28 protein-coding genes and 1 pseudogene are annotated in these 25,775 nt (G+C 62.1%); 7 read left to right on the top strand and 22 right to left on the bottom strand.

The window, feature by feature from the left end:
• Nucleotides 1–23 precede the first annotated feature (23 nt).
• The 7 genes and pseudogenes from GGI60_RS32100 to GGI60_RS19775 form a co-directional block, all read right to left on the bottom strand.
• A pseudogene (locus GGI60_RS32100) lies at nucleotides 24–340 on the bottom strand (hypothetical protein); the annotation flags it as partial.
• Between the two features lie 31 nt (nucleotides 341–371).
• Nucleotides 372–746, bottom strand: coding sequence for a hypothetical protein (locus tag GGI60_RS19750; RefSeq protein ID WP_183917983.1), 375 nt, complete (start codon nucleotides 744–746; stop codon nucleotides 372–374).
• A gap of 170 nt (nucleotides 747–916) precedes the next feature.
• Nucleotides 917–2,368, bottom strand: coding sequence for a homospermidine synthase (locus GGI60_RS19755; protein ID WP_183917985.1), 1,452 nt, complete (start codon nucleotides 2,366–2,368; stop codon nucleotides 917–919).
• A gap of 190 nt (nucleotides 2,369–2,558) precedes the next feature.
• The gene (locus GGI60_RS19760) at nucleotides 2,559–2,843 is read right to left on the bottom strand and encodes a YciI family protein (protein ID WP_183917987.1); all 285 of its coding nucleotides are present in this window, start codon (nucleotides 2,841–2,843) and stop codon (nucleotides 2,559–2,561) included.
• 2 nt (nucleotides 2,844–2,845) lie between these two features.
• Nucleotides 2,846–3,475, bottom strand: coding sequence for an aminotransferase class IV family protein (locus GGI60_RS19765; protein ID WP_183917989.1), 630 nt, complete (start codon nucleotides 3,473–3,475; stop codon nucleotides 2,846–2,848).
• Complete coding sequence (locus tag GGI60_RS19770; protein ID WP_183917991.1) at nucleotides 3,472–4,626, bottom strand: aminodeoxychorismate synthase component I; 1,155 nt, start codon at nucleotides 4,624–4,626, stop codon at nucleotides 3,472–3,474. Before GGI60_RS19770 ends, GGI60_RS19765 begins: the two co-directional genes overlap by 4 nt.
• Nucleotides 4,627–4,991: 365 nt before the next feature.
• On the bottom strand, nucleotides 4,992–6,845 hold the full coding sequence (locus GGI60_RS19775; RefSeq protein ID WP_183917993.1) for a M3 family oligoendopeptidase: 1,854 nt from the start codon (nucleotides 6,843–6,845) through the stop codon (nucleotides 4,992–4,994).
• Between the two features lie 207 nt (nucleotides 6,846–7,052).
• Here GGI60_RS19775 and GGI60_RS19780 point away from each other — a divergent pair, with 207 nt between their 5' ends.
• Together GGI60_RS19780 and GGI60_RS19785 are read left to right on the top strand one after the other, a co-directional pair.
• Entirely contained in the window at nucleotides 7,053–8,600 is a 1,548-nt protein-coding gene (locus GGI60_RS19780; RefSeq protein WP_183917995.1) for a sigma-54-dependent transcriptional regulator, read from the top strand.
• 179 nt (nucleotides 8,601–8,779) lie between these two features.
• Entirely contained in the window at nucleotides 8,780–10,621 is a 1,842-nt protein-coding gene (locus GGI60_RS19785; protein ID WP_183917997.1) for a DUF882 domain-containing protein, read from the top strand.
• A gap of 165 nt (nucleotides 10,622–10,786) precedes the next feature.
• Here the strand turns inward: GGI60_RS19785 and GGI60_RS19790 are convergent, their stop codons facing one another.
• The 3 genes from GGI60_RS19790 to GGI60_RS19800 form a co-directional block, all read right to left on the bottom strand.
• Nucleotides 10,787–11,050, bottom strand: coding sequence for a DUF2312 domain-containing protein (locus tag GGI60_RS19790; protein WP_003585771.1), 264 nt, complete (start codon nucleotides 11,048–11,050; stop codon nucleotides 10,787–10,789).
• Between the two features lie 88 nt (nucleotides 11,051–11,138).
• Entirely contained in the window at nucleotides 11,139–11,444 is a 306-nt protein-coding gene (locus GGI60_RS19795; RefSeq protein ID WP_183917999.1) for a DUF1244 domain-containing protein, read from the bottom strand.
• A 19-nt stretch (nucleotides 11,445–11,463) separates the two neighbouring features.
• Nucleotides 11,464–12,252: an N-formylglutamate amidohydrolase gene (locus GGI60_RS19800; RefSeq protein ID WP_183918001.1), complete on the bottom strand. Its 789-nt coding sequence runs from the start codon at nucleotides 12,250–12,252 to the stop codon at nucleotides 11,464–11,466.
• Nucleotides 12,253–12,454: 202 nt separating this feature from the next.
• On the opposite strand from GGI60_RS19800, the gene GGI60_RS19805 reads away from it, so the two are divergent.
• The 3 genes from GGI60_RS19805 to GGI60_RS19815 all read left to right on the top strand — a co-directional run bounded on the left by GGI60_RS19805 (nucleotide 12,455) and on the right by GGI60_RS19815 (nucleotide 15,140).
• The gene (locus GGI60_RS19805) at nucleotides 12,455–12,940 is read left to right on the top strand and encodes a DUF1036 domain-containing protein (protein WP_012485172.1); all 486 of its coding nucleotides are present in this window, start codon (nucleotides 12,455–12,457) and stop codon (nucleotides 12,938–12,940) included.
• Nucleotides 12,940–14,379, top strand: coding sequence for a pyruvate kinase (pyk, locus tag GGI60_RS19810; protein ID WP_097580356.1), 1,440 nt, complete (start codon nucleotides 12,940–12,942; stop codon nucleotides 14,377–14,379). Before GGI60_RS19805 ends, pyk begins: the two co-directional genes overlap by 1 nt.
• Nucleotides 14,380–14,504: 125 nt before the next feature.
• Nucleotides 14,505–15,140, top strand: a complete 636-nt coding sequence (locus GGI60_RS19815) for a LysE family translocator (protein ID WP_183918003.1) — start codon at nucleotides 14,505–14,507, stop codon at nucleotides 15,138–15,140.
• An 8-nt stretch (nucleotides 15,141–15,148) separates the two neighbouring features.
• Here the strand turns inward: GGI60_RS19815 and GGI60_RS19820 are convergent, their stop codons facing one another.
• The gene (locus tag GGI60_RS19820) at nucleotides 15,149–15,700 is read right to left on the bottom strand and encodes a DUF4865 family protein (protein WP_183918005.1); all 552 of its coding nucleotides are present in this window, start codon (nucleotides 15,698–15,700) and stop codon (nucleotides 15,149–15,151) included.
• Nucleotides 15,700–16,116, bottom strand: a complete 417-nt coding sequence (locus tag GGI60_RS19825; RefSeq protein ID WP_183918007.1) for a tautomerase family protein — start codon at nucleotides 16,114–16,116, stop codon at nucleotides 15,700–15,702. Before GGI60_RS19825 ends, GGI60_RS19820 begins: the two co-directional genes overlap by 1 nt.
• A gap of 117 nt (nucleotides 16,117–16,233) precedes the next feature.
• Here GGI60_RS19825 and GGI60_RS19830 point away from each other — a divergent pair, with 117 nt between their 5' ends.
• Nucleotides 16,234–17,127, top strand: a complete 894-nt coding sequence (locus GGI60_RS19830; protein WP_183918224.1) for a LysR substrate-binding domain-containing protein — start codon at nucleotides 16,234–16,236, stop codon at nucleotides 17,125–17,127.
• A 4-nt stretch (nucleotides 17,128–17,131) separates the two neighbouring features.
• Here the strand turns inward: GGI60_RS19830 and GGI60_RS19835 are convergent, their stop codons facing one another.
• The 8 genes from GGI60_RS19835 to GGI60_RS19870 all read right to left on the bottom strand — a co-directional run bounded on the left by GGI60_RS19835 (nucleotide 17,132) and on the right by GGI60_RS19870 (nucleotide 24,063).
• Nucleotides 17,132–18,106 carry a threonine/serine dehydratase gene (locus GGI60_RS19835; RefSeq protein WP_183918009.1) on the bottom strand — a complete coding sequence of 325 codons (975 nt, stop codon included), beginning with the start codon at nucleotides 18,104–18,106 and terminating at the stop codon, nucleotides 17,132–17,134.
• Between the two features lie 123 nt (nucleotides 18,107–18,229).
• Nucleotides 18,230–19,966 (bottom strand): gamma-glutamyltransferase, encoded by a 1,737-nt coding sequence (ggt, locus tag GGI60_RS19840; RefSeq protein WP_183918011.1) that lies wholly within the window; start codon nucleotides 19,964–19,966, stop codon nucleotides 18,230–18,232.
• Nucleotides 19,967–20,041: 75 nt separating this feature from the next.
• Nucleotides 20,042–21,127 (bottom strand): alpha/beta fold hydrolase, encoded by a 1,086-nt coding sequence (locus tag GGI60_RS19845; RefSeq protein ID WP_183918013.1) that lies wholly within the window; start codon nucleotides 21,125–21,127, stop codon nucleotides 20,042–20,044.
• A gap of 120 nt (nucleotides 21,128–21,247) precedes the next feature.
• On the bottom strand, nucleotides 21,248–21,862 hold the full coding sequence (locus GGI60_RS19850; protein WP_183918015.1) for a hypothetical protein: 615 nt from the start codon (nucleotides 21,860–21,862) through the stop codon (nucleotides 21,248–21,250).
• A gap of 108 nt (nucleotides 21,863–21,970) precedes the next feature.
• Nucleotides 21,971–22,096 carry a type B 50S ribosomal protein L36 gene (ykgO, locus tag GGI60_RS19855; protein ID WP_003582204.1) on the bottom strand — a complete coding sequence of 42 codons (126 nt, stop codon included), beginning with the start codon at nucleotides 22,094–22,096 and terminating at the stop codon, nucleotides 21,971–21,973.
• Between the two features lie 165 nt (nucleotides 22,097–22,261).
• Nucleotides 22,262–23,338, bottom strand: a complete 1,077-nt coding sequence (locus GGI60_RS19860; protein ID WP_183918017.1) for a 5-(carboxyamino)imidazole ribonucleotide synthase — start codon at nucleotides 23,336–23,338, stop codon at nucleotides 22,262–22,264.
• Nucleotides 23,335–23,829: a 5-(carboxyamino)imidazole ribonucleotide mutase gene (gene purE / locus GGI60_RS19865; protein WP_004679370.1), complete on the bottom strand. Its 495-nt coding sequence runs from the start codon at nucleotides 23,827–23,829 to the stop codon at nucleotides 23,335–23,337. Before purE ends, GGI60_RS19860 begins: the two co-directional genes overlap by 4 nt.
• Before the next feature lie 30 nt (nucleotides 23,830–23,859).
• Nucleotides 23,860–24,063 (bottom strand): YdcH family protein, encoded by a 204-nt coding sequence (locus GGI60_RS19870; protein ID WP_010028538.1) that lies wholly within the window; start codon nucleotides 24,061–24,063, stop codon nucleotides 23,860–23,862.
• Nucleotides 24,064–24,291: 228 nt separating this feature from the next.
• Between GGI60_RS19870 and GGI60_RS19875 the strand changes: the two genes are divergently transcribed.
• Nucleotides 24,292–24,465, top strand: a complete 174-nt coding sequence (locus tag GGI60_RS19875; RefSeq protein WP_008533139.1) for a YdcH family protein — start codon at nucleotides 24,292–24,294, stop codon at nucleotides 24,463–24,465.
• A gap of 198 nt (nucleotides 24,466–24,663) precedes the next feature.
• Here GGI60_RS19875 and GGI60_RS19880 read toward each other — a convergent pair whose 3' ends face one another.
• Nucleotides 24,664–24,924, bottom strand: coding sequence for an ArsR/SmtB family transcription factor (locus tag GGI60_RS19880; RefSeq protein WP_003552646.1), 261 nt, complete (start codon nucleotides 24,922–24,924; stop codon nucleotides 24,664–24,666).
• A gap of 72 nt (nucleotides 24,925–24,996) precedes the next feature.
• Entirely contained in the window at nucleotides 24,997–25,761 is a 765-nt protein-coding gene (locus GGI60_RS19885; RefSeq protein ID WP_183918019.1) for a sulfite exporter TauE/SafE family protein, read from the bottom strand.
• Between the last annotated feature and the right edge of the window lie 14 nt (nucleotides 25,762–25,775).

The raw sequence follows: 25,775 nt of genomic DNA on the forward strand, positions 1-25,775 counted from the left end.
GCGGGACAAAAAAGCCGGCTGCTACCCCGGCATTCGCCGCCGGCGTCGTTTCGGTGGAGTTCGTGCACAGCCTCGGCAATATTCGGAACCGCGGAGAGGCCCCATGAACAGGCAGAGAAGGGAAACGAGGCGATGAAAGCGCCGCCCGGCGCGATAGACACGGAGCGTGCCGACGCCAAAGATCAGCACGACCGGCAGGGCGAAGATCAACAGCTGCAGCGGTCCGTCCCAACCGGAAGCGTCGATGTCCTGGGCATGATAGCGTTGGCCGGCAACACGACGGCCAACGCGGCAAGCGGCATTGCAGCAGCAGGATGAGATAACCGGCGACGGCCCGCATGGTGTGTTTCGGTTGCCTATCGCCTGGCACTTCAGCCGCGGCGGGAAAGCGTGAATTGGGACCCTGTTGCGGTGGTGCAATTAAGCTGGCTTGATCCAATGAGGGCACAATTGACGAGAGAGCTTGTTTTTTTCACATTCGAGTAAAGGTTAATCTGAATAATTTGATCAGGTCCGACCGTATAAGTTCCCGATGCCATCTGCGTGTTTGTTCCGTCGCTTGTGCGAGTTACAAACTGCCCACCTGTGAAGGTGGAGGTTAAGCCATTGGCATCCGTCCATTCGCCTTCAACAGAATTCGTAACGGGTGGGGCGACTGCAGCCACCCTCTGTCGCGGCTCCGGTGAAACGCAGGCGGCAAGAGCGGCCGCGGCACCGACAAGAACGAGACCAGTTCTGATTTTCATAAGGCTTCTCCCGGCGATTCGGCGTGGCGGTCACCCACCAAGTTCGGGCAAAACATGGCGTGCGCCCGCCACGATGGCAAGGCTTGGCGCGGCGGGGGCGCCATTTATACAGCCGGCGTTACAAAAATGCCCGCCTTGCGGCGGGCATCATCGAGCGTGTGCGAGCGCTCTCAGCGAACGAGAATGTTGCGGAACTGCCACGGATCCCTGGTGTCGATGTCCTCTGGGAAGAGGCCCGGACGGCCGTCGAGCGGGGTCCAGTCGGTATAATGACCTTCGACCGGGCCGAGATAGGGCATCTGCACTTCGAGGCAGCGCTTGTAGTCGATCTCGTCGGCTTCGACGATGCCGGCCGTCGGGTGTTCCAGCGCCCAGACCATGCCGGCGAGAACGGCTGATGTGACCTGCAGGCCGGTGGCGTTCTGGTAGGGCGCGATGCGGCGGGTTTCTTCGAGCGACAGTCGCGAGCCATACCAGTAGGCGTTCTTCTCATGACCGTAGAGCAGGACGCCGAGTTCGTCGATGCCGTCCTCCAATTCGTCCTCGTCGAGAACGTGATGGACCGGCTGCGACGTACCACCATTGCCGAACATCTCGTGCAGGGAGAGCACGGCGTCATTGGCTGGATGATAGGCGTAGTGGCAGGTCGGGCGGAAGGTCACTTTGCCGTCCTTGTCGCGGACCGTGAAGTAATCGGCGATCGAGATCGACTCGTTATGGGTGACGAGGAAGCCATATTGCGGACCGGGCGTCGGGCACCAGGTGCGCACGCGGGTGTTGGCGCCCGGCTGCTCCAGGTAGATCGCCGCCTTGTTGCCCTTCTTGTGCTTCTTGGCGTTCTTCGGCATCCATTCTTCATGCGTGCCCCAGCCGAGTTCGGCCGGCTGCATGCCTTCGGAGATGAAGCCTTCGACGGACCAGGTGTTCCAGAAGACGTTGAGCGGTTTCGGATGCTTGGTGCGCTGGGTGTCGCGCTCGGCAATGTGGATGCCCTTGACGCCGAGCTTCTTCATCAGCTTGGCCCAGCCTTCGCGATCGTGCTGGTCCGGCTCCTCGAACTTGACACCAATGTCATTGGCGAGGTTGACCAGCGCCTGCTTGACGAACCAGGAGACCATGCCCGGATTGGCGCCGCAGGTGGAGACGGCGGTGGCGCCGCCGGGGTTCTTCGCCTTTTCTTTGCGCACGGTTTCGCGCAGCGCATAGTTGGTGCGGTCGGCGTTGCTCATGCTCTTGTCGAAATAGAAGCCGAGCCAGGGCTCGACGACCGTATCGATGTAGAGAACGTCGAGCTTGCGGCAGAGCTTGATGATGTCGAGGGAGGAGGTGTCGACCGAGAGGTTGACGCAGAAGCCCTGGCCTTCGCCTTCGGTCAGGAGCGGTTTCAGCAGCTCCTTGTAATTGTCCTTGGTGACATATTCCTTGATGTGGCGGACGCCGTGCTTCTTCAGAATCTCCATGTCGGAGGGTTCTTCACGCGGGTCGATGACGACCATCCGGCTCTTGTCGAATTTGAAGTGGCGCTCGATCAGCGGCAGGGTGCCGCGGCCGATGGAGCCAAAGCCGATCATCACGATCGGACCGGTAATTTCGGCATATACCGGATGGTTCTTTTCCGTCATTCTTTTCTCCTGTGGGGGGACGAAGGCGATCAGCCTGAAGAATTCTTTTGAAATTGCCGCAGAAATTGCGAGGTGATCGGCTCTAACCACAAAACGGCGTCACAATAAAGAGCGTTGAGGGGCAAAGGCCAAATATCGGCCGGGCAGGCCGGCAAGGGGTGACGGGAACATCCGCCCCGCTCTATTAAAATCAGTGTTTCAGGATTTCCAACCCTTCGGCCGTCGTCGTCACGGCGAGCTCGGTAATGTCGTATGCGGCGACGCCATGGATGGTGAACGGATCAGCGGCGACATAGGCCTCGATAGCGGCGCGGTCGCCGATTGCGAGGATTACGCCGCCGGTGCGCGGTATCTTGCGGCCGGAGGCGAGGAACCAGCCCTTGGCATAGCCCTCTTTCACCCAGGCCATGTGCGGCTCCATGTACCTGTCGGCTTCGTCATTGGACTTGAGATAGGTGAGGGAGAGAATGAACATGGTCAGCTCCTGACAAGATCGGCGCGGATCAGGCCGCGTAGCGAGTTGCCGATATAAAGCGTGCCGGCATCGAGATCGGCAAGTGTGAGGCGGCCGACACGCGCTTTGCGCGCGCAAATGAGCTCCGTGCGCAGCACGCCCGAAAGCAGGCCGCAGGAGATCGGCGGAGTGCGCAGCGAGCCGGTCCCGTCATCCAGGAAGACGGAGGTGATGGTGCCCTCGCAGACCTCGCCGCGCTCGTTCAACAGGATGACTTCATCGGCGTCATCGGGCGCATATTCGGCCCGCGCCGTCTCGTAGACGGCGCGGCGGGTGGTCTTGTGGCGCAGCAGCCTGTCGGTGGACTCAAGACGGGTCTCGGCGATGCGCACCGTCCAGACCGTCTTCGGCGCCAGCGGCACGAAAGCCGCGCTCGTTACCTCGATGCGGCCCTGCGCGTCGAAGGTCAGGCGGATGCGCAGCGGACCGGCAAAGCCTGCAACGGCGTCCTCGAGCTTGGCGGCCGCCTCGATCGGCTGTGGGAAGCCGAGGCGGCGGGCGGAGCGGGAAAGCCGGGCGAGATGCAGCCGCAGGCGGATGAAGCCGTCGCCGGGCTGCCAGCGCAGCGTCTCGATCAGCGAAAAGTCGGTCATCGCGCGATCCATTGGTCGCCGACGGCGAAGCGGGCCTTGAGCAGGCACTCCTCGTATTCGGCCTCGGCGGTCGAATCGAAGACGATGCCGCCGCCGACATTAAAGACCGCCCTGCCGCGCTCAAAAAGCGTGATGGTGCGGATCGCGACGGAGAAACGCATGGCGCCGCTGGGCGAGATCATGCCGATCGCGCCGCAATAGGCATCGCGGGGAGCATCTTCGAGTGCGTGGAGGATTTCCATCGCCCGCATCTTCGGCGCCCCGGTGATCGAGCCGCAGGGAAAAAGGGCGGCGAAGATGTCGCGGATCGAAAGGCCGGGGCGCAGCCTCGCCTGCACATGGCTGACCATCTGGTGGACGGTCGGATAGGTTTCGACATCGAAGAGCTTCGGGACATCGAGCGTGCCGACCTCGGTGATGCGGGAGATATCGTTGCGCAGCAGATCGACGATCATGCGGTTTTCGGCCTGCGTCTTGATATCATTGCGCATGGCCTCAATGATTTCGGCATCCTCGGCGGCGGTGGCGCCGCGTTTGGCCGTGCCTTTCATCGGATGGGTCTCGATCCAGCCCTGCGCATCGGTGCGGAAGAACAGTTCGGGCGAGCGCGACAGGATGACGGGGCCGCCGAGATTGACCAGCGCGCCGTATTTGACCGGCTGGCGTTCGATCAGCGACCAGAAGGCGGCGCGAGGATCGCCATTCCAGCGGGCCTCGACCGGCATGGTGAGGTTCGCCTGGTAGGCGTCGCCAAGCCTGAGATGCTCGTGAAGTCGGTCGAAGCGCTCTTTATATATAGGGAAATCCCAGGCGGCTTTCGGTTCGGTGAGGAATTCCTCGTTTTCGAGACGCTGTTTCGGCTGGGTAAGCGGATGTGTGTCCGGTTGCGGGGCGTCGAATACGCCGAAACAGAGGAGCGGCGTTTTGCGATTTTCGCCGACGAAGGAAGCAAGTTTTTCTTCAAAGAGATACCCGGCCTCGTAGGCCATGTAGCCGGCAAGCCATTTCCCTTCCGCCTTTGCTACTTCCATGCGGGCGAGGCCGCTGAAGAATTCGGCGGGCGTGTTGGCCACGATGATCTCCGCGGGATCGGCGAACAGCATCACCTGTTCGGTCGTGTCGTCGCGGAAGAGAATATAGGGGTCAGACATGGTTGCGCCGCATCTTGCTTGGTTATCCGATGCTTGCGATGGTTTTGTGGTCTGCATCGCTGGGCGATCCCAAGCTCGTGGTTTCGCTGTAGGCCGAGACGGCGGCAACACCCACCTCCCTCATTCCTGTGCTCGTCACAGGAATCCAGCCACGGCGCGTCCGCGCCGTGAATGACTCATTTCCGGCAAACAAGGAGTCTCCCGCGCCCAAGGACTTGGGCGCGCTGGATTCCTGTGACAAGCACAGGAATGAGGGAGGGTGGATTGCCGTCATGGTTCCTAATGGACGCTATAGAGCGCGGTTGGTCGATCAAATGTTACAATTGCCCATCGAGGCGCCTACTCGTTTCGAGTCTGGCCGAGCCTTACGCTCTATCCAAAGCCTCCAACTCATCGATCAGCCCTTCGATCATCGACAGGCCCTGGCTCCAGAACGACGGATCGGTGGCGTCGAGGCCGAAAGGCTTCAGCAATTCGGAATGGTGCTTGGTGCCGCCGGCCTTCAGCAGTTCGAAATACTTCTCCTGGAAGCCCTTCTCGGCCTTCCGGTAGACGGCATAGAGCGAATTTACCAGGCAATCGCCGAAAGCATAGGCGTAGACATAGAAGGGCGAGTGGATGAAATGGGGGATATAGGCCCAATAAGTCTCGTAGCCCTCGGAAATGCTGATCGCCGGCCCGAGGCTTTCGGACTGGACGGAGAGCCAGAGTTCGCCGATGTCGTCGGCGGTGAGTTCACCTGATTTGCGGGCGGTGTGCAGCTGGCGTTCGAACTCGTAGAAGGCGATCTGGCGCACGACCGTGTTGATCATGTCCTCGACCTTCTGGGCGAGCATCGCTTTGCGCTCGCGTTTGTCGTTGGTCTTTTCGAGAAGCGTGCGAAAGGTCAGCATCTCGCCGAAGACGGAGGCGGTTTCGGCAAGCGTCAGCGGCGTCTGGCACATCAGCGCGCCTTGCGCTCCGGCCAGAACCTGGTGCACGCCGTGCCCGAGTTCGTGGGCAAGGGTCATCACGTCGCGCGGCTTGCCCATATAGTTGACGAGCACATAGGGATGGGCAGAGGGAACTGTCGGATGGGCAAAGGCGCCGGGCGCCTTGCCCGGTCGAACCGGGGCATCGATCCATTGTTCGTCGAAGAAGCGCCTGGCGATATCGGCCATCTCGGGGGCGAAATTGCCATAGGCCGACAGCACCGTGTCCTTTGCCTCCGACCAGGAGATGACGGCGCTGGAGGTTTCCGGAAGCGGCGCGTTGCGGTCCCAGAAGTTCATCTGCTCCATGCCGAGCCATTTCGCCTTCATCTTATAATAGCGGTGCGAAAGGCGGGGATAGGCTTCTCGGACGGCGGCGGCGAGCGCATCAACGACCTCGCGCTCGACGCGGTTTGCGAGGTGCCTGGAGTCGGCAATGTCCTCGAAGCCGCGCCAGCGGTCGGAGATATCCTTGTCCTTGGCAAGCGTGTTGGTAATCAGCGTGAAGATGCGGATATTGGCCTTGAAGGTTTCGGCGAGCGCCATGGCGGCCTTGCGGCGCACGTCCGGATCCTTCTCCTGCAACATGTTCAAGGCAACTTCGAGCGGCACTTTCTCGCCATCGATCTCGTAGCGGAGTTCCGCCATGGTTTCGTCGAACAGGCGATTGAAGGCGGAGGCCGATGTCATCGACTTTTCGAGGAAGAGCTGCTCCAGCCTGTCATCGAGCTGATAGGGCTTGTCTTTCCTGAGGTCGATGAGCCAGGGGCGATAGTGGCCGGCATCGGGGTCATTGGCGATGCAGGCGTCGATGACCGCGTCGTCAATGCGGTTCAGTTCCAGCGCGAAGAACAGGAGATGGCCTGAGAATTCGGTGATCTTGGCCTGCACGTCGCCGTAGAGCTTGCCGTTGGTCGGGTTTGTGGTGTCGGAGAAATAGGTGAGGCCGGCAAAGGAGCCGAGGCGGCCCATGATGTCATCAAGCGCCTCATATTCCTTCAGCGCCGCGCCGATGCCCTCGGTGCCGGTTTTCGTCGCGGCGTCGGCGAGTTTGCCCTTCCACCTTTCCTCGAAGGCGATCGCGGCCTTGCCGGCCTTTTCCATGTCGGCGACGAAGGCGGTTGACGTGGCGGAGGGATAGAGGTCCTGCAGCTTCCAGACCGGCAGATCGCCGAGCCCCGGATCGGCGGGCCCAGCTGGCGCTGCAGGCGACAAGCGAAGGCTGGCGTGCGGGAGCTTGATTTTCATGAACGCAATTCCTCTCCACTTTAAAACAGGTCTGTTTGAATAAGCGTGAGGAGGTCCCGCATCAAGGGCCTTTCGCCCCATCAAAGACCTCGTTTCGGCACGAAAATCAGTCGTTGCAATCGTTAAAATGCAATTATTTCTCAAAACTGGATGTTCAAGCCTTTCTGCGAGAGTGCCCTCCATGGTTTCGCATGAAGTGAGGCGACAATGACCGGTTACAATGAGCTCAAGGGAGCAGGGCAAATCCTCGTGGTCGAAGACGACCCGGTGCAGCGCCGCCTGCTCAAGAACGCAATCGAGCGTCACGGCCATGTCGTGCACCAGGCGGAAAACGGCCGGATTGGCCTTGAAATGGTCAAGCGCGACAGCGGCCTTTTCAACGTCATCGTGCTCGACCTGATGATGCCCGAGATGACCGGCCTCGAATTTCTCGACGCGCTTCACGAATTCGGTACGCAGATCCCCGTGATCGTTCAGACAGGCCAGGGCGGTATCGAAACCGTCGTGCAGGCGATGCGCGCCGGCGCCTTCGATTTCGTCGTCAAGCCGGTTTCGCCCGAACGCATCGCGACGTCGATCTCGAATGCGATGAAGCTCGACCAGCGCGAGGTGAAGGCACGGGCCGGACGCCGGTCGCGCTCAGGCTCCGTCGGTTTCGACGACATCGTTTCGGCCAGCCCGGCAATGCTCCGCGTCATCGATCTCGCCCAGCGGGCGGCGCAATCCAATATTCCCGTCGTGCTCGAAGGCGAATCCGGCGTCGGCAAGGAGCTGGTGGCGCGCGCCATCCAGTCCGGCGGCGAACGCTCGAACAAGCCGTTCGTCACCGTTAATTGCGGAGCGATTCCGCACAATCTCGTCGAGAGCATCCTTTTCGGCCATGAAAAGGGCGCCTTCACCGGCGCGACCGAACGTCACATCGGCAAGTTCATGGAAGCCGACGGCGGCACCATCTTCCTTGACGAGATCGGCGACCTGCCACTCGAAGTGCAGGTGAAGCTGCTGCGCGCCGTGCAGCAGGGCGAAATCGAGACTGTCGGTGCGCGCACCGCCCACAAGGTTAATGTCCGGCTGATTTCGGCGACCAACAAGGATCTGATCGAGGAGGTCAAGAACGGCCATTTCCGCGAAGATCTCTACTATCGCCTCAACGTCTTCCCGATCACCATTCCAGCGCTGCGCAAGCGCAAGGAAGATATTCCCCACCTGGTGCGCGTCTTTGCCGACCGCTTCTCCAGCGAGCAGAAGAACGGCCGCCGCATGACGGTGAATTCGGGCGCGCTGGCGCTTTTGACCGCCTATGACTGGCCGGGCAATATCCGCCAGCTCGAAAACGCGATCTTCCGCGCGGTCGTTCTGGCCGAGGGGCCGGAGTTGACCGAGGCGGACTTCCCGCAGATCGCCGCCCAGCTTCCGGAATATGAAGTGGTGGATCACCTGGCGCTCGTGGCCGACAATACCGGCCTCGACCCGGACGAGGCATATAGCGAAGACTACCGGGTTCCGACGCACGGTGAGGTCCACCACCACCGCCTCTCCGAGACCTCTGAAAATGCAATCGCTAGCGTCAACCCCTCAGGCGACGTGCGCAAGCTTGCCGATGTCGAGGAGGAACTCATCCGATTCGCGCTTAAATTCTATCGCGGACAGATGAGTCAAGTGGCACGCAAGCTTGGCATCGGGCGGTCCACACTTTATCGCAAGCTCAAAGATTACGGTATAGATCCCGATAATCCCCAGAAAGATGCGGCCTAAGCCCGCATTTGTTAAGACTCGGGCAACCACGATTTGTTACTGTTCATAAACCACTTGTTAGTGGCTCGTTCACTATGTAAAGAAAAGGTTGATCATGTGTGGCATTTTTGCCATCGTGTGACCGCATTTGACAGTCATCTGGGACAGTACGGGACATTGTCTGTCTGACGGGGATCGAGTTGCCGAATCTGAATGGGAATTCCAAGCCTTCGCGCTTGAGCTGGCGTTCTTTGTGCGCCGACATCTGCGGAAAGGCAGTGAGGACGGCGGCGGCCGCCCTTCTTGCGCTTGCGGTTTCCTCGCCGGTATTCGTCAGTACGCCTTCTCAGGCCGCAGGCGACACCCGCAGCCTCAAGCTCTATTTCATCCATACCGGCGAAAAAGCCGTCATCACCTACAAGCGTAACGGCAAGTTCGACCCCAAGGGTCTGGAGCAGCTGAACCGCTTCCTGCGCGACTGGCGCAAGAACCAGCCGACGAAGATGGATCCGCGCCTGTTCGACCTGATCTGGGAAGTCTATCGTCAGAGCGGTTCGAGGGACTATATCAATGTTGTCTGCGGCTTCCGCTCGCCGGCGACCAACGAGATGCTGCGCGGCCGCTCGCGCAAGTCCGGTGTTGCCGAAAAGAGCCAGCACATGCTCGGCAAGGCGATGGACTTCTTCATTCCCGACGTCAAGCTGGCGACGCTTCGCGCCATCGGCATGAAAATGCAGGTCGGCGGCGTCGGCTTCTATCCGAAATCGGGTTCGCCCTTCGTGCACATGGATGTCGGCGGTGTTCGCGCCTGGCCGCGCATGAGCCGCGACGAGCTTGTCCGGCTTTTCCCGAACGGCAATACCATCCATATTCCGGCCGACGGCAAGCCGCTGCCGGGCTACCAGCAGGCGATGGCCGACTACAAGCGCCGCGCCAACGGCACGCAGATCGAGATCGCCAGCGCCTCCGAATCGGCACTGAAGCACAAGACGCTGTTTGAGGCGCTCTTCGGCGGCGGCGCCGACGAACAGGAAGACGATTCCGACGATTCGGCCCCGGTCGCCGTCGCCAAGGCGACGCCGCCGAAGGCCGAGCCTGCCCCTGCCGAGCCGCAGCAGACCGAGGTCGCCGATGTGAACGCGCCAGTGCCGCAGGTTCGCCCGGCATTCAGCAACCAGCCGGCCGGCAGCGAAGTGGCAAGCGCCCTGGTCGCGCCGCCTTCAGGCAATGCCGCGCAGCAGGCCCTGGCCGCCGCGCTCCCGGCCGACCAAGCCCAGCCGCAGCAATTCGCCGATCTCAGCGCCTACAGCATCCCGGTTCCCTCGCTTCTTGGCCAGCGCCGCGCGCCCGGCGATGCCGAAGTCGCGTCGGCCGATCCCGCCATGCTGAGCGGAATGCCGGTTCCGACGCCGGTCGAACGTCCGGCCCTTGCCGAGAAGCTTCTCGCTGCCGCCAATGCCGATCCGGAAGCAGAGGCCGACGAGGCCGATCAGGATGGCGGACTGTCTCCTGCCCTTGCCGATGCGCTCGACCAGCAGAACAAGGGTGACGAAAACCAGGTCGCCGCGCATGCGCCCGCAATGACGGTGGAGCAGGCGATCAACGCGGCGATGCCGCAACAGGCGCCTGCCCAGAAACCGTCGCTTCAGCTCGCAGCCTTGGCGCCAGCAACGAAGTCGGCAAGCTTCGGCGACGCCTTCGACGAACCTGCCGCCGAAAACGCCGTGGTGCCGGCTCTTCCCACCAAAGGTGGCCGCCCGACGCAGAAGCAGGCCGCCGCAGCCGACGCCAGCCGCGCGACGGTGCGGACCGAGCCGAAGCTGACGCAGAAGATGATTTCGCAGTGGGCGCTAACCAATGCCCGTCTCGAAATGGCCTCCAAGCAGGTCAAGGCGCCGCGCTTCGTCAGCCAGACGATGCGCGCCCAGCCAACCGCTGTCTATGCCGAGGGCTTCAACGTCAAGACCGCCTCGGTCGATCCGGCCCGCTTCAGCGGCACCGCCGTCAACTTCATGGAGGTGCGCAAGTTCAATACGAACTAAGCGCGCCGATCATCGAAATATCGAAAAACCGCTGGAGCGATCCGGCGGTTTTTCTTTTGGTCGTTTCGATCGGACACCGTCGATATTCAGCCGGCCGCGTTCTCTGCAAAAGAAAAGCCGCCGGATTGCTCCAGCGGCTTGTCGACATCGGTGATGCCAGTCGGATCAGCCTTCCGGCGGGGACTCGATCATGCCGAGCGCGTGCAGATAGGTATCGAGGATCGCTTCCTCTTCCATGCGCTCCTGCTCGTCCTTTTTACGCAGCGCCACGACCTTCTTCAGGATCTTGGTGTCGAAGCCCATCCCCTTGGCTTCGCCGTAGACGTCCTTGATGTCGTCGGCGATGGTCTTTTTTTCTTCTTCCAGCCGTTCAATGCGCTCGATGAAAGCGCGAAGCTGGTCGCGGGCGACGCCATGAGCATCAGACATCGTGTTCTCCTGATTGGGATGATCATTTTGGATGCCCGTGACTGCCGCGAAGCGGCGCGAGGGTCAAGCCTATTCGCTCGGTGATGGGTTATTTGTGCGGGTTGTTCAGTTCAAAAGCGGCCTTTTGCACAGGCGAGGCCTCGTTCTGGTGGAGATTTTTCCAGTCCTCGTAAGGCATGCCGTAGACCATTTCCCGCGATTCGTCCTTGGTTACCGCGACACCCTCGGCCTCGGCGGCTTCGCGGTACCAGTTCGACAGGCAGTTGCGGCAGAAACCGGCCAGGTTCATCAAGTCGATATTCTGCACGTCGCTGCGCTCACGAAGATGCGCGACAAGGCGGCGGAAGGCGGCGGCTTCGAATTCGGTCTGCCGTTCTTTACTGAGCGCGGTCATCTAGCTTTCTTTCCTTCCTTCAATAGGGACCGGTGCGCGACAGATGGACCTCGTAGTCGTGCAAGACAGGATCGGCGTTCATCGCCGCAAAGATCGGTGCCAGGCGTTCGGCCCATGCAGCAATCCCGGTCTCGTCTGCAATCAGATCCTGGCGCACTTCGAGCAGCGCGTGCGGGATGCCGGTCATCATGCAGTGCCGGTACATGGTATCGCCCTTCAGGGCGCCGTCATAGGGCTCATTGTCGCCAACGAAGAGATAGGGATCGGCGCGCAGCATGTCGAGCAGTGGGCCGACCGCGCGCCGGTCGCTGTCCCAGAGGACTGCGGCATGCCACGGGCGAGGAATTCCTTTCCACGCCGGCGTGAAGGAATGCAGCGACAGGACCAGCGGCGCCCGGCCGGTGGCATTCGCCACCTTATCGATCGTCTCCGCCACGGCATTGTGATAGGGGCGATGGAAGGTCTCGATACGATACTCCCACTCCTGCGGTGTGATCGGATGGTTGCCCGAGATGACTGCGCCGTCGGAAATCTTCATGATCAGCGTCGGATCATCCTCGCCGCGGTTCGGGTCGATCAGCAGGCGCGAGAAGCCGCCGAGCACCGCGGGCACGGCGAGTCTCGCCGAGAGCTGCCGCGTCAGGCCCTCGATGCCGATGTCATAGGCAATGTGGCGGGCAAAGGCCGCATCGGGCAGGCCGAGCCGGCCGTATCGCGCGGGGAGGCGGTTCATCGCGTGATCGGCGAGGATAACCATGCCTTTGTCATGTTTGCCGGATAGGATCTCGAAGGATTGGAAGTTGTCCATGAAGGAATTGCCGTTCGTCTTTGCGCAGTCGCGCGCTGTGATCGCATGGTGCTGCCGCCGGTTCAAGCGCGACAGGCGGCGGGAAGCGAAGATGAAGCCTTCATGCGCAGTTTGTGAAAGGAAATATAATCGATTAGCATCGCGTTGACTTTCGCATGACGGCGGCGCAAGAAGACACGGATACGAATAACCGTGGAGCTATTTGGGAGCCGTGTTGATTCAAGCCGCGCCAAGTTTCCTCACGCGGTCCGGACCGCTGGTCCGACTCGCTCTGTTCGCTCTTGCAGCTTTTATGCCGTTCTTCATCGCAGATGCCGCACGCGCCGATTTTCGCGTCTGCAACGGAACACAGAATCTCGTCGGCGTAGCGATCGGGTACCGGGCCAAGGATGGCTGGGTGACGGAAGGCTGGTGGCAAGTGCCGGCGACCACCTGCGCCACCCTGATCGAGGGAGAACTGCAGTCGCGTTATTATTACCTCTACGCAGAGGACGCCGCCCGGGGAGGACGATGGACGGGTGACGTGCAGATGTGCGTGGCGGAAAACGAGTTCAAGATCTCGGGTGTACAGGATTGTTATGCCCGCGGTTACCAGAAGATGGGTTTCAAGGAATACGACACGGGCCGCCAGGGCAGCTGGATGGTCCAACTCTCCGACACCCCAGGGACGCAAGAAAGCCAGAATTGATGAAGCGTAATCGCAAAATTAAAATCCTCGCCACCCTCGGGCCCGCCTCCTCCGAGGAATCGATGATCGAGAAGCTGCACCAGGCGGGTGCCGATGTCTTCCGCATCAATATGAGCCATGCGAGCCATGACCTGATGCGTACGCTCATCGAGCGTATCCGCTCGGTCGAAGCGCGCTCCGGCCGGCCAATCGGCATTCTGGCCGACCTGCAGGGACCGAAACTGCGCGTCGGCAAATTCGTTGATAGCAAAGTCGACCTGAAACCCGGCCAGACCTTCACGCTCGACAACAACGAGGCGCTTGGCGATCAGACCCGCGTCTATCTGCCGCATCCCGAAATCCTGGAATCGGTGCAGCCCGGCCACCGCCTGCTGATCGACGACGGCAAGCTCGCGCTCCGTGCGGAAAAGTGCGACGGCAAGAGCATCGTCACGACGGTTATTTCGGGCACGCGCATCTCCGACCGCAAGGGTGTCAGCCTTCCCGACACGCTGCTCGGCGTCGGCGCTCTGACGGATAAGGACCGCGCCGACCTCGACGCGGTGCTCGCCACCGACGATGTCGACTGGGTGGCGCTGTCCTTCGTCCAGCGTCCCGACGACCTCGCCGAAGTGCGCAAGATCGCCCGCGGCCGCGTCGGGCTGATGTCGAAGATTGAAAAACCGCAGGCTCTCGAGCGCATCGAGGAAATCATCGAGCTTTCCGATGCCTTGATGGTTGCCCGCGGCGATCTCGGCGTTGAAATGCCGCTCGAATCCGTTCCCGGCATCCAGAAGCAGCTGATTCGCGCCTGCCGCCGCTCTGGCAAGCCGGTGGTCGTCGCCACGCAGATGCTGGAATCGATGATCTCGGCGCCGGTGCCGACGCGCGCCGAAGTCTCCGACGTCGCGACCGCCGTCTTCGAAGGTGCCGATGCCGTCATGCTCTCGGCCGAATCGGCCTCGGGCGACTATCCCGTCGAAGCCGTCTCAACCATGGCGTCGATTGCCACCGCCATCGAGCGCGAGCCGCATTATCCCGGCATCATCTATGCCCAGCGCGCCCAGCCGGAAGCGACTGGCGCCGATGCGATCTCGCTCGCTGCGCGCCAAATCGCCGAAACGCTGAAACTGTCGGCGATCGTCTGTTATACCTCGTCGGGCACGACAGGTCTTCGCGCCTCGCGCGAGCGACCGCAGGTGCCGATACTGGCACTGTCGCCGATCATCAAGACGGCGCGGCGGCTTGCCATCGTCTGGGGTCTGCATTGCGTCGTCACCCATGACGCCACCGATCTCGACGACATGGTCAACCGCGCCTGCCGCATCGTCGCGGATGAAAGCTTCGGCAAGCCGGGCGACCGCATCATCATCTCGGCCGGCGTGCCGCTCGGCACGCCCGGCGCCACCAACATGATCCGCATCGCCTATATCGGTTCCGACGGCCAGAGCGGTATCTGATCCGGTCGCATCCTTTCAAGCGCCCGCAGCCTCACAGAGGCTGCGGGTTTTTTGTTGACGGTCCGGCATTGCCAGGGCTTGCGGCGCGTGCAAGTTTCGTTCCTCTGACCTGGGAGGGGATCATTATGGACACCGTCACGCTTCTGGCCTTTGCAGCCGTTTCCTTCGTCGGCATCGCGACCCCGGGCCCGACAGTGCTGCTGGCGCTGACGAATGGTTCGAGGCATGGTCTGCGGCCGGCAATCGCCGGCATGGTCGGCGCCGTGCTTTCCGATTTCGTGCTGATCGGCGCCGTGGCGGTCGGGCTCGGCGCGCTGCTCGCGGCATCGGAATTCTGGTTCTCGATGCTGAAATGGGCAGGTGCTGCCTATCTTGCCTTTCTCGGCATCATGCTGCTGCGCTCGAAAGGCGGGCTCGATGCGGCTTTGAAAGCAGGCGCGCCGGCCGGCGCGGCATCGACCTTCTCGATCGGCCTGAAGAGTTTCATGGTCGCGGCGACCAATCCGAAGGGCTACCTGTTTTTCTCGGCCTTTCTGCCGCAGTTCATCGACCCGACGCTGCCGCAGGCAGGGCAATATGCGCTGCTGGCGCTGGTCTTTGCCACGCTCGATTTCATCATCATGTTCGGCTACGCCTTTTTCGGTTCGCAGGCGGTGCGTTTTCTGAAGACGTCGGGCGCCCTCTGGCTGGAGCGAGCCTGCGGCGGTGCGCTCTTGGCGCTTGCCGGGTCGCTCGCCTTCTATCGTCGGGCAACCCTTTGACGCCAGCGTCAGGTCAGGGACAGGTGACCGACGCGATAGGCCTGCGTCTGGGCCTCGATCTCTGGCATCTCGCGCCATAGCCTGAAGCGCACCCGCGTCCAAGTCGTCGGTTCGAAGCCGGAGACGGAGGCGAGTGCGCCGCCTGTCGCAACCTCGGCTTCAGCCTGCGCGCTTTCGGCCCGCCGGATATCAGCGAGCGGCGCATAAGGCTCTGTCAGCAGGATATCGCGGGTCGCAAACCTGGCAGCAGCGATCTCAGCCGAAAGCTCGGCCTGCCAGACAATCCAGGTTCTGACCGTGGGCCAGTCGAAGGCACCGGTCAGGGCTTCGAATCCGGGGCCGCAGAGAAAGTCGCTTGCCCCTTCCGGTTTCTGCCAGAGATAGAAGGGCGCATAGAGATTGTCGCGGCTGGCGCATTCGCCTTGGCGGGCGCTGAGATAGGCCTTGAAGCCGAGATTGGGGAAACCGTCGAGCAGCGGTCCCTTGTCGCGGATGCGTCGGTCGACGATCGACATGTCGTAATCGGCGGGCAGGGTGAAGCTGTATTGCATGGCAATCATCACCGTTCCCCCGCTGCCCGCAGCCGCCAGTCGGGATCCGTCATCTGCGCGATACCGTTGCCGAAGGACCAGTCTTCCGGGGCGCTGGTGCTGATGACGATCATCACATCCTCGGGCCGAAGACCCGGCGATTGCGACACGAGATCGACAAGCCGGCGATAGAGCGCCGCCTTCATTTCGGCCGTTCGGGGACGGCCGATGGTGATCGAGATATAGACGAAATCGCCGGAGCGAGGGCCGGCGAGATAGCGGCTGTCGAAGATCAGCTCGTTCTCGTCGTGCTGGTGGATGGCCTGGAAGCGATCGTTCTCAGGCACGTCGAAGGTCTCGACAAGGGCGCGTTGGATGGCGTCGGCGAGTGCTGCGAGATAATCCGGCGACTTGCCTTTGCGAAGGGAAATGCGAACGAAGGGCATCGGGATCTCCATGGTTGCGGCCGTCCGCCGGCCTTGACAACAGCACCATCGCACGGCACGATGATGCTGAAAATCAGAATATTTTGGACAAATGATCCTGAAAACATGAACTATGTGATGCGGCGGACCATCTTCGATCTCGATGTGCTTCGAACCTTTTCGACCGGCATGGAGCTAGGCAATTTCGCCAAGGCGGCCGAAAGGCTCGGGCGGTCGACCTCGGCGGTCAGTGCGCAGCTGAAGAAGCTGGAGGAACAGGCGGGCACGCCGATCTTCCGCAAGGCGGGGCGCGGGCTGGCGCTGACCGATGCCGGTGAGACGATGCTCGGCTATGCCAGGCGGCTGCTGGAGCTCAACGACGAAGCGGCCGCCGCCGTGCATAGCATCGAGCTGGAGGGCTGGGTGCGGCTCGGGCTGCAGGAGGATTTCGGAGAGACCTTGCTGCCCGAGGTGCTCGGCCGTTTCGCCCGAGCCCATCCGAAGGTCCGCATCGAGGCGCGGGTGGCACGCAATACCGAACTGCTCGAGCGCGTGACATCAGGCAAGCTCGATCTGGCGCTTGCCTGGAGCGACGGCGCGCTGACGGCACATTGCGAGCGGATCGGCGAAGTGCCGATGTGCTGGATCGGGCCTGCCGAGGGGCCGATCGGCTGGCATGCGGCCAGCGGCGAGCCGATGCCGCTCGCCTCACTGGAGGCGCCGTGCCTGTTGCGCAGTGCCGCGACAAAGGCGCTTGATGCGGCTGGCATTTCCTGGCGGCTCGCCTTCGTCAGCGCCAGTCTTGGCGGCCTCTGGGCGGCGACGGCAGCCGGCCTCGGTCTCACCATCCGCACACCGATCGGCCTGCCGGCGAAGCTCCGGCCGCTTATGCCGAAGGCCGTCGGCCTGCCCGACCTGCCGAAGCTTGGCCTGGTTCTGCATCGGGCCGAAGCCGAGCTGCCGCCGGCTGCGGCGCGGCTCGGCGAGCTCGTGCTGCAGTCCGTAGAGGGCGCGCTGCAGCAAAGGCTCTAATATCTCAGCCGAAGCGCTCCAGCGCCATGGCGAAGAGATCGGCATCGACATTGCCGCCCGAGGTGACGGCGATGATTGCATCGCTTTCCAGCGCCTCGCCGTGGAAGAGGGCGGCGGCGAGCGCCACGGCGCCGCCGGGCTCGACGACGATTTTCAGCCGGGTAAACGCGAGCGCCATGGCGCGCAGCGCCTCCTCGTCGGTGACGACGATGCCCGCGCCGGCAAGGCGCTTGAGGATCGGGAAGGTGATGTTGCCGGGATGCGGCGTCAGGATCGCATCGCAGATCGAGCCTGATATCGACGTGTTGCGTTCGATCCTGCCGGAGGCGAGCGAGCGGGTGGTATCGTCGAAATCCTTGGGCTCGCAGGGCCGGACGCGGAGGCCGGGGGCGCTGGCTTCGAGGGCAAGGGCGATGCCGGAGGTCAATCCGCCACCGCCGCAGGGCACGAGGACCTCGGCTGACGTCACGCCCTCTTCTTCGGCTTGTTCGGAGATCTCGAGGCCGGTTGTGCCCTGGCCCGCGATCACCAGCGGTTCGTCGAAGGGCTTGATCAGCGTCAGGCCGCGCTCGGCCGAAAGCCGGGCGCCGATCTCGTCGCGATCCTCGTTGGCGCGGTCGTAGAGCACGACTTCGGCGCCGAAGGCGCGGGTGTTGGCGATCTTCAGCTTCGGTGCGTCACTCGGCATGATGATGACGGCGGGCACCCCGTGCAGCTTGGCGGCCAGCGCCACGCCCTGCGCATGATTGCCCGAGGAGAAGGCAATGACGCCGCAGGCGCGTACAGCCGGGTCGAGGCCGGAGACGGCAGACCAGCCGCCGCGAAACTTGAAGGAGCCGGAATGCTGCAGGCATTCCGCCTTCACGAACAGGCGCCGGCCGGCGATTTCGTTCAGGAAGGGAGAGGAGAGAAGCGGCGTGCGGCGCGCATGGCCGCGCAAACGGGCGCGGGCGGCGACAATCATTTCAATGCTTGCCATTCGGGAATCGTCCTGCTTGGAGAGTTCGTACATGCATAGGATGCGGCACGCCGTTTGTGAACGTCGACTTTGTCACCGTGACATGAATGGATATCCGCCGCAGCCTGAACCGCTTGGCGCCGGTCAATAGCCGCCGGCGGAGCCTTCCGCCGCGCGGGCGTCCATGGCGCCGTTGTAGCGGGCGCCGCCGCCCTTTGCGATCGCGGCAAGGCTTTTGCCGCCGACGAGGATGCCGGCAGCCTGGCCCCAGACCGGCGCGTCATTACCGCCGTCAAAGCTATAGCCCATGGCGGCGAGGGCCCTTTCCGTATCCGGTGAAAGTGCATAGGGCTCGAGAAAGACCTTATCAGGCTGCCATTGGTGATGGAAACGCGGTGCATTGACTGCCTGGCTGATATCCATGCCGAAATCGACGACGTTGAGGAAAGCCTCCAACGTGATGGTGATGATGCGCGAGCCGCCGGGGCTGCCGATCACCATGAAGGGCTTGCCGTCGCGGGTGATGATCGTCGGACTCATCGAGGAGAGCGGCGTCTTTTTCGGGGCGATGGCGTTCGCCTCGCCCTGCACTAGACCGTAGAGGTTCGGCACGCCGGGTTTGGAGGTGAAATCGTCCATCTCGTTGTTGAGCAGGACTCCGGTCCCGGGTGCTACGACGGCGGCGCCGAAGGAGCCGTTCAGCGTGTAGGTGACGGCGACCGCATTACCATCGTCGTCAATGATCGAATAATGCGTCGTCTCGTTGCTTTCCTTACCGCCCAGCGGCTTCAGGTTCGCCGACGTGCCCGCCTTGTAGGGGTCGATCTTTGCTGCGATCTCCTTGGCGTAACCCTTGTCGAGCAGCTTTTCGACGGGATTCTCGACGAAATCGGGATCGCCGAGCGCCGCGTTACGGTCGACATAGGCGTAGCGCATCGCCTCGACCATGACATGCACAGTTTCGGCCGAGGCGTAGCCGAGGTAGGAGAGCGGATAACCTTCCAGGACGTTGAGGATTTCGCAGATGATGACGCCGCCGGAGGAGGGCGGCGGCGAGGAGATGATGTCATAGCCGCGGTAATTGCACTCGATCGGCTTCAATTCGCGCACGGCATATTGCTCGAAATCCTGCTTGGCGAGGATGCCGCCCTTGGCCTGGCTCGCAGTGACGATCGCATCGGCGGGTGCGGCCTTGTAGAAGGCGTCGGGGCCTTTTTCGGAGATGGCGGCCAGGATTGCGGCGAGATCCGGCTGCTCAAGTTTTTCGCCCGATGCATAGGGCTTGCCATCCGGTTTCAGAAAGATTTTCGCCGCCGTCTCATCCTTGGCGAGGCGTTTGGCGCTGCTGGCGAGGATGGCCGCGTCGCCCTGTTCCAGAGTGAAGCCTTCTTTGGCGAAGCGAAGGGCCGGCGCGATCAGATCCTGGCGCGAGCGGGTGCCGTATTTCTCGCGTGCGGTTTCAAAACCCATGACCGAGCCGGGAACGCCGACGGCGAGATAACCGTCGAGGCTGGCCCGCGGCACGATCTCGCCCTTGGCATCGAGATACATGGTCTTCGTCGCGGCGAGCGGCGCACGTTCGCGGAAATCGAGGAAGGTCTTGGTGCCGTCCTTCAGGCGGATGGTCATGAAGCCGCCGCCGCCGAGATTGCCGGCGGAGGGATAGACCACCGCCAGCGCATAACCAACGGCGACGGCCGCATCGACGGCGTTGCCGCCGCTCTTTAGCACCTCGACGCCGACATCGGTCGCCAGATGCTGAGCGGTAACGACCATGCCGTGTTCAGCTTCAACAGGTGCGGGCGAGGCCGCGAAAGCCGAGGTCAGGCATAGCCACAATGCCGATATGACCGAGATCGTCCCGATATGCAGGCGGCCCATGAATTCCCCTCCTATGGACAACAACGGAAAAACATATGGGGCTGCGCCCGCTCGAGGCAATGCGGGCGATCGGCTTTATGCGAGGCGTTCGATCGAGTTTCCTGCTGAAGGGTCATGCCCGCGGGGGGCGCCAGGCTCCAGCGACGGCAGCGATGTCCGATCGGGTGACGCCGCGGCGAGCCGCTCCTCGGTCCGGCGGGCGATTGCCTGCAGGTCGCGCGGCTTGCCGGCGATCTTTTCCATGGCAGCGATGGCGACATCGGTCGCGAGATAATCCGGCTTGTGGCCGACGCCGCGGACGGTGATGAGCTCGGAGCCGGCTATGTCGCGGGCAAGGCCGCGTGAATGCAGGTGTTCCCAGACGATCTCGTCGCTGTCGCCTGTTATGATGACGGTCGGCGCGGTGATCTGCGAGTAGAGCGGCGCCTGCTCCTTCAGATAGGCTAGCAGCCTTTTGAAATCGGCGGCGTTGTTGCGGAAGGTACTGGGCCGCAGCACCAGCGATGGGCCGGTCTTTTCGATGTAATCGAGCGGGCGCGGATTGGGGCTGAAGACATTAAGCGTGCCGCGTTCCAGCCGGCTGAGCCCCAACGGCACGACGATGGCGTGATTGAACAGCCAGCCGACGACCGGCGTGGTCGCGACGTGATAGTACCAGTCGATACCGCCCGGCCAGGGATGGGTGGCGGGTGCCAGAAAGAGCAGGCCGGCTGTCTTTTCGGGATGGCGCAGGCCGAAGGTTGCAGTGATCGCGCCGCCGAAAGAATGACCGACGATGATCGCCCTATCGATACCGCGTGCCTCCATCAGCCGGGCGATCGCATCCGCCTGGCCGGAAGGGACCGCATTTTCAGGGCCGCCGCGTTCGGAATAGCCGTGGCCGGGACGGTCGACGAAGAGCATTTCCGCCCGGCCTTCGAGTGCAGCGCGGAAGGCGACGACCTGGTCGAGCAGATTGCCGCTGGCGCCGTGAATGAAGACGAGCGCCGGCAGATCGGCATGTTCCGGACGCCTGATATGGACGGCATTCATGCGGTATCCGCCGACATCCGTCAGCTCACCGATATTTGGATAGGTCTGTTCGAAGCGCCGCGCCTTGTAGGAGGTGTAACCGATGGCGGCGGCGAGGGGAGCGAGAAGAGTAGAAACTTCTGCAAGCATGATCTTTACGGGCGATGGTTGCGGCGGTTCTCGAGAGCGGTGGGCGAAGCGCCGCGTTGCTCCCTCGATAATGCTAAAATTGTGCGGTCCGGCCGGGCTTCAAGATCGGGCGAGCCGACATCACGTGCGGTTGCCGGCGAGTTTTTCCGACAGCGTATTGACCTGTTCCTGCGCAGTGCGCTCGGCGGGATAGATGTCGAGGAACCGCTCCCAGGCTTTCAACGTCAGCTGATCGTTGCCGGAATTGCTGAGGATCGCGGCCATGCCGGAGAGCGCGCCGAAATGGCGCGGCTCGAGATCCAGCACATGTTCGATGTCAGACATCGACTTGCGGTAATTGCCCATGACGAAATTCAGCGTGGCGCGCCGATTCCAGCTTTCGGCGTAATCGGGCTTAAGCGCTATTGCCTCATCGAGGAAATCGAGCGCGGCGGGATTGCGCTTTTCCTCAATCGCCTTGTCGGCCCATTGCATCAGCAGATTGACGGTCGCGCTGCCGGAATCATTCCATTCCAGGCGAATTTCGTTGGCGATACCGCTGGCCTTGTCGGGATCGCGCTCACGCTTCAGCTGGCTGAAGAGCTGATCGAGGCGCTGCTTCGGCGAATTGGCGGCATTGCTTTGCTCGACGATGACATCCTTTTCCGCCGCGATGGCCGGAAGCGGAGAGATGGAGAGGACGAGGAAGAGCGGCAGGGCCGCTGGCATCAAAGCAAAAAAGCGCATGGCGGACATATTAGCCCGCCAACGCCGAAGATCAAACAAATTTGACGTGATCACCGCAGCGACCTACCGGATGTCCGACGGCGCAACTGCGCGGCGCGGCGATCCGGATGCGCGCAATCAGCCCTGACGAGCCTTGTAGCGCGGGTTCAGCTTGTTGATGATGTAGATGCGGCCCTTGCGGCGAACCAGACGGTTGTCACGGTGGCGAGCCTTGAGCGACTTGAGCGAATTCTTGATCTTCATTTTTCTGATCCGCGATCTCTATGGGGGAATTCACATTCGCCCGTATCTTTAACAATCAAAAGCGCGCCGTCGGGGCGCGCTCTTTAGGTGGGGGAGCAGATACCCCGTCACCTTTTCCGTGTCAACCACGTGACGGTGTTTTTCCCCCGGCGAGAGGGTGTTTTCTCACCGGGAAAGCGGGGATTTCGGCGCCAACGTGGTGACATGGCCCATCTTGCGGCCGGGGCGCCACTCCGTCTTGCCGTAGAGATGGACCAGCGTATCGGGTCGTCGCAGCCAGTCGGGAACGGCAAGGATATCGTCGCCGATCAGGTTCTGCATGACGCAGTCGGAATGGCGCACGGCATCGCCGAGCGGCAGGCCGGCGACGGCACGGATGTGCTGCTCGAACTGGCTGACGGTACAGGCTGCCTCCGTCCAGTGTCCGGAATTGTGCACGCGCGGAGCCATCTCGTTGGCGATCAGGCTGCCGTCGGCAAGCACGAAGAATTCGATGCCGATGACGCCGACATAGTTCAATGCCGCGAGGATTTTTTCGGCCGAGCGATGTGCGGCTTCGCCCGTCGTCGCGGAGATCGCGGCGGGAACCGTCGAGGTATGGAGGATGCCGTTGCGGTGTATATTTTCGGCAGGATCGAAGCAGACGACCGCGCCGTCGGCGGTGCGCGCGGCGATGATCGAAACCTCGCGCTCGAAGGCGACGAAGCTTTCGAGGATCAGCGGCACGGCGCCGAGCGCAGCATAGGCGCCGTCAGGGCTGTCGGCCGCTGAACGGAAAACCTTCTGTCCCTTGCCGTCATAACCGAGACGGCGGGTCTTCAACACGCCCCGACCGCCGAAATCGTTCAGCGCCCCCTCGAGATCGGCCTGGCTGTCGATCGCGTGAAAGCGGGCGGTGGGAATGCCGCAATCGTTGAGGAAGCGCTTCTCGACCAGGCGGTCCTGGGCGGCTTCCAGCGCTCTTGGCGGCGGATAGACGGCAATACTTGCCGAAAGCGTTTCTGCGGCGGCAACCGGCACGTTCTCGAATTCGTAGGTGACGACATCGCAGGCAGCGGCAAGTTCGGCCAGCGCCGCCGGATCATCGTAGGCGGCAACGATCTGCCGGTTGGCGAGCTGAGCGGCCGGGCAGTCCGCCTGCGGCTCGAGAATGATCGTGCGGAAATTCAGTCTGGCAGCGGCGATGGCCAGCATGCGGCCGAGCTGGCCGCCGCCGACAATGCCGATCGTGCTTACAGTCATTGGTCGTCCATCGGGTATTCGGCGATGCTGGCACTCTGACGTTCGCGCCATTCGTCGAGCCGCTCGGCGATTTCTTCATCGGAAAGGGCAAGCACGGCGGCGGCGAGAAGGGCGGCGTTGACGGCGCCCGCCTTACCAATGGCCAGCGTTCCCACCGGAATGCCGGCCGGCATCTGCACGATCGACAATAGGCTATCCTGGCCGGACATGGTTTTCGACTGGACCGGGACGCCGAAGACCGGCAGCGGCGTCATCGATGCGGTCATGCCCGGCAGATGGGCAGCGCCGCCGGCGCCGGCGATGATGACCTTGAAGCCCTCGGCGCGCGCGCCCTTGGCGAAATTCGCCATGCGGTCGGGCGTGCGGTGCGCCGAGATGATGCGCGCATCGTAAGGGATTTCCAGGGCTTCCAGCGTATCGGCCGCGTTTTTCATGGTTTCCCAATCGGATTGGCTGCCCATGATAATGGCGACGGGTGGTCTGTCTGTCATCGTTGCCGCTATTCCTTTCAAGCGATACGATCAGGCGATGATATCAGGGACGATCTGGTCTTCCAGCTTGGAGAGCTTGTCCTTGATGACGAGCTTCTTCTTTTTCATGCGCTGGATTCGCAGAGCATCGCATCCGGTCTCGATCATGGCGTTGATCGCGGCGTCGAAATCCTCGTGCTCCTGACGCAGACGCGCCACCATGAGCCTGATTTCCGCCTGTTCCTGATCGGCCATATGCATTCCCCGTTATCGTCTTCGGATCTTGTCCGATCTGCCGATGATTTCCGCAAGCTCCTATCACCAAATACGGGTAACGGCTAGTTAGTCTTGATCATGAATTTGCCATCTCATCTTCATCTTTTCGCCTTCGACAAGCCTTCAAAAATATGTCACAGTCCGGCGCGTTGACACCTTGATCCCCGACGATGATGGCCGGGGAGGGTAAGAGGAAGGAAGGGTCAAATGACAGTTGAAGCTCATCTTGAATCACTCCAGAAAAAGCATGTTGCTCTCGAGGAGGAGCTGCACGCGCTTAGAACAGCTCCCTCTATCTCCGATACGGAAATTGCCGAATGCAAGCGCCGCAAGCTGCGCATCAAGGACGAGATTCAGCGTCTCAAGTCATCCGTCCACTGATCTTCCCAAGGGTCGCCGGCCGATCATCTTGCGTATGAAGAGGTAAATCCATCCATTCCGCCTAAAATTTGCAAGACCCGGTGATTTTACGCCAGAATTGCGCCAGCCCGATGCTCGCGGCATCGCGGCTGGCGCCTTTGCATCTCCCGCCGCCGATCGCGTTCATAGGATTAGGTTTGGGGTCTTGTCGGAGGGTGATCAGGCCCAGAACTGATCCAGCCACAGATTGAGCTTGTCGAAGCCGCGGTTGTTGACCGCGTAAATGCGTTTCGTGCCTTCCGACGTCACCGAGACGAGGTTGCTGTCGAGCAACGCCTTCAAGTGTTGCGACACGGCCGGCCGGCTGATCGGCAGGCCCTCGGCGAGCTCGTTGACTGTCCGCGGCGCGCGTCGCAATTCCTCCAGCAGAAACCGCCGGTTCGGATCGGCAATCGCAGAGAAGGGGTCCGTGTTCGACATGGCGCAAACGCTACGGCAAACCGGCCGCGGCGGCAAGGAAATTGTGCGTTGCAGCGTGGAACAGCGCCGCCCTTACCCGCCGAGGCCCTCGCGCACGATCAGCAAGGCGGCGATCAGAGCCATCGCATACATGAAGGGATAGAAGATCGCCGGCTTCATGCGGCGCACGCACCAAGCGCCGGCAAGCGTGGCGAGCGGGGCGAAGGGCAACAGCGTTGCCGAGGTCGCCAGGTTCTGCGTGTCGAGCTGGCCGAGCGCGAAATAGGGGATCAGCTTGACGGCATTGAGGATCGCGAAGAAGCGCACACTGGTGCCGGTATATTCGCGCGGCTGCAACTTGAGCGGCAGGGCATAGACCTGGAAGGGCGCGCCGCCGGCATGGGCGACGAAGCTGCCATAACCGGAAAACGTCCCCCAGAGGCTGGCGGCGATAGGCCGCTGGCCGCGCGGCGGGATCACCTTGCCGGTGCCGGGACCGAAATTGTTCCAGAAATAACGCAGGCAGAAGAGGATGGTAACCGCCCCGATGACGATGCGCAGCATGTTGCCCGGAACCAGCGCCGACGTCGCCCAGCCGAGGCCTATGCCGAAGATTGCGCCCGGCAGCATGATCTTCAGCGTCGTCCAATCGCCATGTTTGCGCCAGATGACGAGCGAAATCATATCCATGAAGATCAGAACCGGCAGCAGGATCGCCGCCGCTTCGACCGGCGAGACGACCAGGGCGAGAAAGGGCAGGCCGATCAGCGACAAAGCGTCGCCCATGCCGCCTTTCGCGAGGCCGATCAGGAGGACGGCGGGCACGGCGGCGTAGTAGAATGACAAATCCTGCGGCATGCTTTCGGCGTCCT

Origin of the sequence: Rhizobium lentis, assembly GCF_014200175.1 — a bacterium.
Classification (GTDB): domain Bacteria; phylum Pseudomonadota; class Alphaproteobacteria; order Rhizobiales; family Rhizobiaceae; genus Rhizobium; species Rhizobium mulingense.

Bases quoted from the DNA above. Each gene is read 5' to 3' on its own strand.
- GGI60_RS19750 (WP_183917983.1), bottom strand. From the start codon at position 746: ATGAAAATCAGAACTGGTCTCGTTCTTGTCGGTGCCGCGGCCGCTCTT.
- GGI60_RS19755 (WP_183917985.1), bottom strand. From the start codon at position 2,368: ATGACGGAAAAGAACCATCCGGTATATGCCGAAATTACCGGTCCGATC.
- GGI60_RS19760 (WP_183917987.1), bottom strand. From the start codon at position 2,843: ATGTTCATTCTCTCCCTCACCTATCTCAAGTCCAATGACGAAGCCGAC.
- GGI60_RS19765 (WP_183917989.1), bottom strand. From the start codon at position 3,475: ATGACCGACTTTTCGCTGATCGAGACGCTGCGCTGGCAGCCCGGCGAC.
- GGI60_RS19770 (WP_183917991.1), bottom strand. From the start codon at position 4,626: ATGTCTGACCCCTATATTCTCTTCCGCGACGACACGACCGAACAGGTG.
- GGI60_RS19775 (WP_183917993.1), bottom strand. From the start codon at position 6,845: ATGAAAATCAAGCTCCCGCACGCCAGCCTTCGCTTGTCGCCTGCAGCG.
- GGI60_RS19780 (WP_183917995.1), top strand. From the start codon at position 7,053: ATGACCGGTTACAATGAGCTCAAGGGAGCAGGGCAAATCCTCGTGGTC.
- GGI60_RS19790 (WP_003585771.1), bottom strand. From the start codon at position 11,050: ATGTCTGATGCTCATGGCGTCGCCCGCGACCAGCTTCGCGCTTTCATC.
- GGI60_RS19795 (WP_183917999.1), bottom strand. From the start codon at position 11,444: ATGACCGCGCTCAGTAAAGAACGGCAGACCGAATTCGAAGCCGCCGCC.
- GGI60_RS19800 (WP_183918001.1), bottom strand. From the start codon at position 12,252: ATGGACAACTTCCAATCCTTCGAGATCCTATCCGGCAAACATGACAAA.
- pyk (WP_097580356.1), top strand. From the start codon at position 12,940: ATGAAGCGTAATCGCAAAATTAAAATCCTCGCCACCCTCGGGCCCGCC.
- GGI60_RS19815 (WP_183918003.1), top strand. From the start codon at position 14,505: ATGGACACCGTCACGCTTCTGGCCTTTGCAGCCGTTTCCTTCGTCGGC.
- GGI60_RS19820 (WP_183918005.1), bottom strand. From the start codon at position 15,700: ATGATTGCCATGCAATACAGCTTCACCCTGCCCGCCGATTACGACATG.
- GGI60_RS19825 (WP_183918007.1), bottom strand. From the start codon at position 16,116: ATGCCCTTCGTTCGCATTTCCCTTCGCAAAGGCAAGTCGCCGGATTAT.
- GGI60_RS19830 (WP_183918224.1), top strand. From the start codon at position 16,234: ATGCGGCGGACCATCTTCGATCTCGATGTGCTTCGAACCTTTTCGACC.
- GGI60_RS19835 (WP_183918009.1), bottom strand. From the start codon at position 18,106: ATGGCAAGCATTGAAATGATTGTCGCCGCCCGCGCCCGTTTGCGCGGC.
- ggt (WP_183918011.1), bottom strand. From the start codon at position 19,966: ATGGGCCGCCTGCATATCGGGACGATCTCGGTCATATCGGCATTGTGG.
- GGI60_RS19845 (WP_183918013.1), bottom strand. From the start codon at position 21,127: ATGCTTGCAGAAGTTTCTACTCTTCTCGCTCCCCTCGCCGCCGCCATC.
- GGI60_RS19850 (WP_183918015.1), bottom strand. From the start codon at position 21,862: ATGTCCGCCATGCGCTTTTTTGCTTTGATGCCAGCGGCCCTGCCGCTC.
- ykgO (WP_003582204.1), bottom strand. From the start codon at position 22,096: ATGAAGATCAAGAATTCGCTCAAGTCGCTCAAGGCTCGCCACCGTGAC.
- GGI60_RS19860 (WP_183918017.1), bottom strand. From the start codon at position 23,338: ATGACTGTAAGCACGATCGGCATTGTCGGCGGCGGCCAGCTCGGCCGC.
- purE (WP_004679370.1), bottom strand. From the start codon at position 23,829: ATGACAGACAGACCACCCGTCGCCATTATCATGGGCAGCCAATCCGAT.
- GGI60_RS19870 (WP_010028538.1), bottom strand. From the start codon at position 24,063: ATGGCCGATCAGGAACAGGCGGAAATCAGGCTCATGGTGGCGCGTCTG.
- GGI60_RS19875 (WP_008533139.1), top strand. From the start codon at position 24,292: ATGACAGTTGAAGCTCATCTTGAATCACTCCAGAAAAAGCATGTTGCT.
- GGI60_RS19880 (WP_003552646.1), bottom strand. From the start codon at position 24,924: ATGTCGAACACGGACCCCTTCTCTGCGATTGCCGATCCGAACCGGCGG.
- GGI60_RS19885 (WP_183918019.1), bottom strand. From the start codon at position 25,761: ATGCCGCAGGATTTGTCATTCTACTACGCCGCCGTGCCCGCCGTCCTC.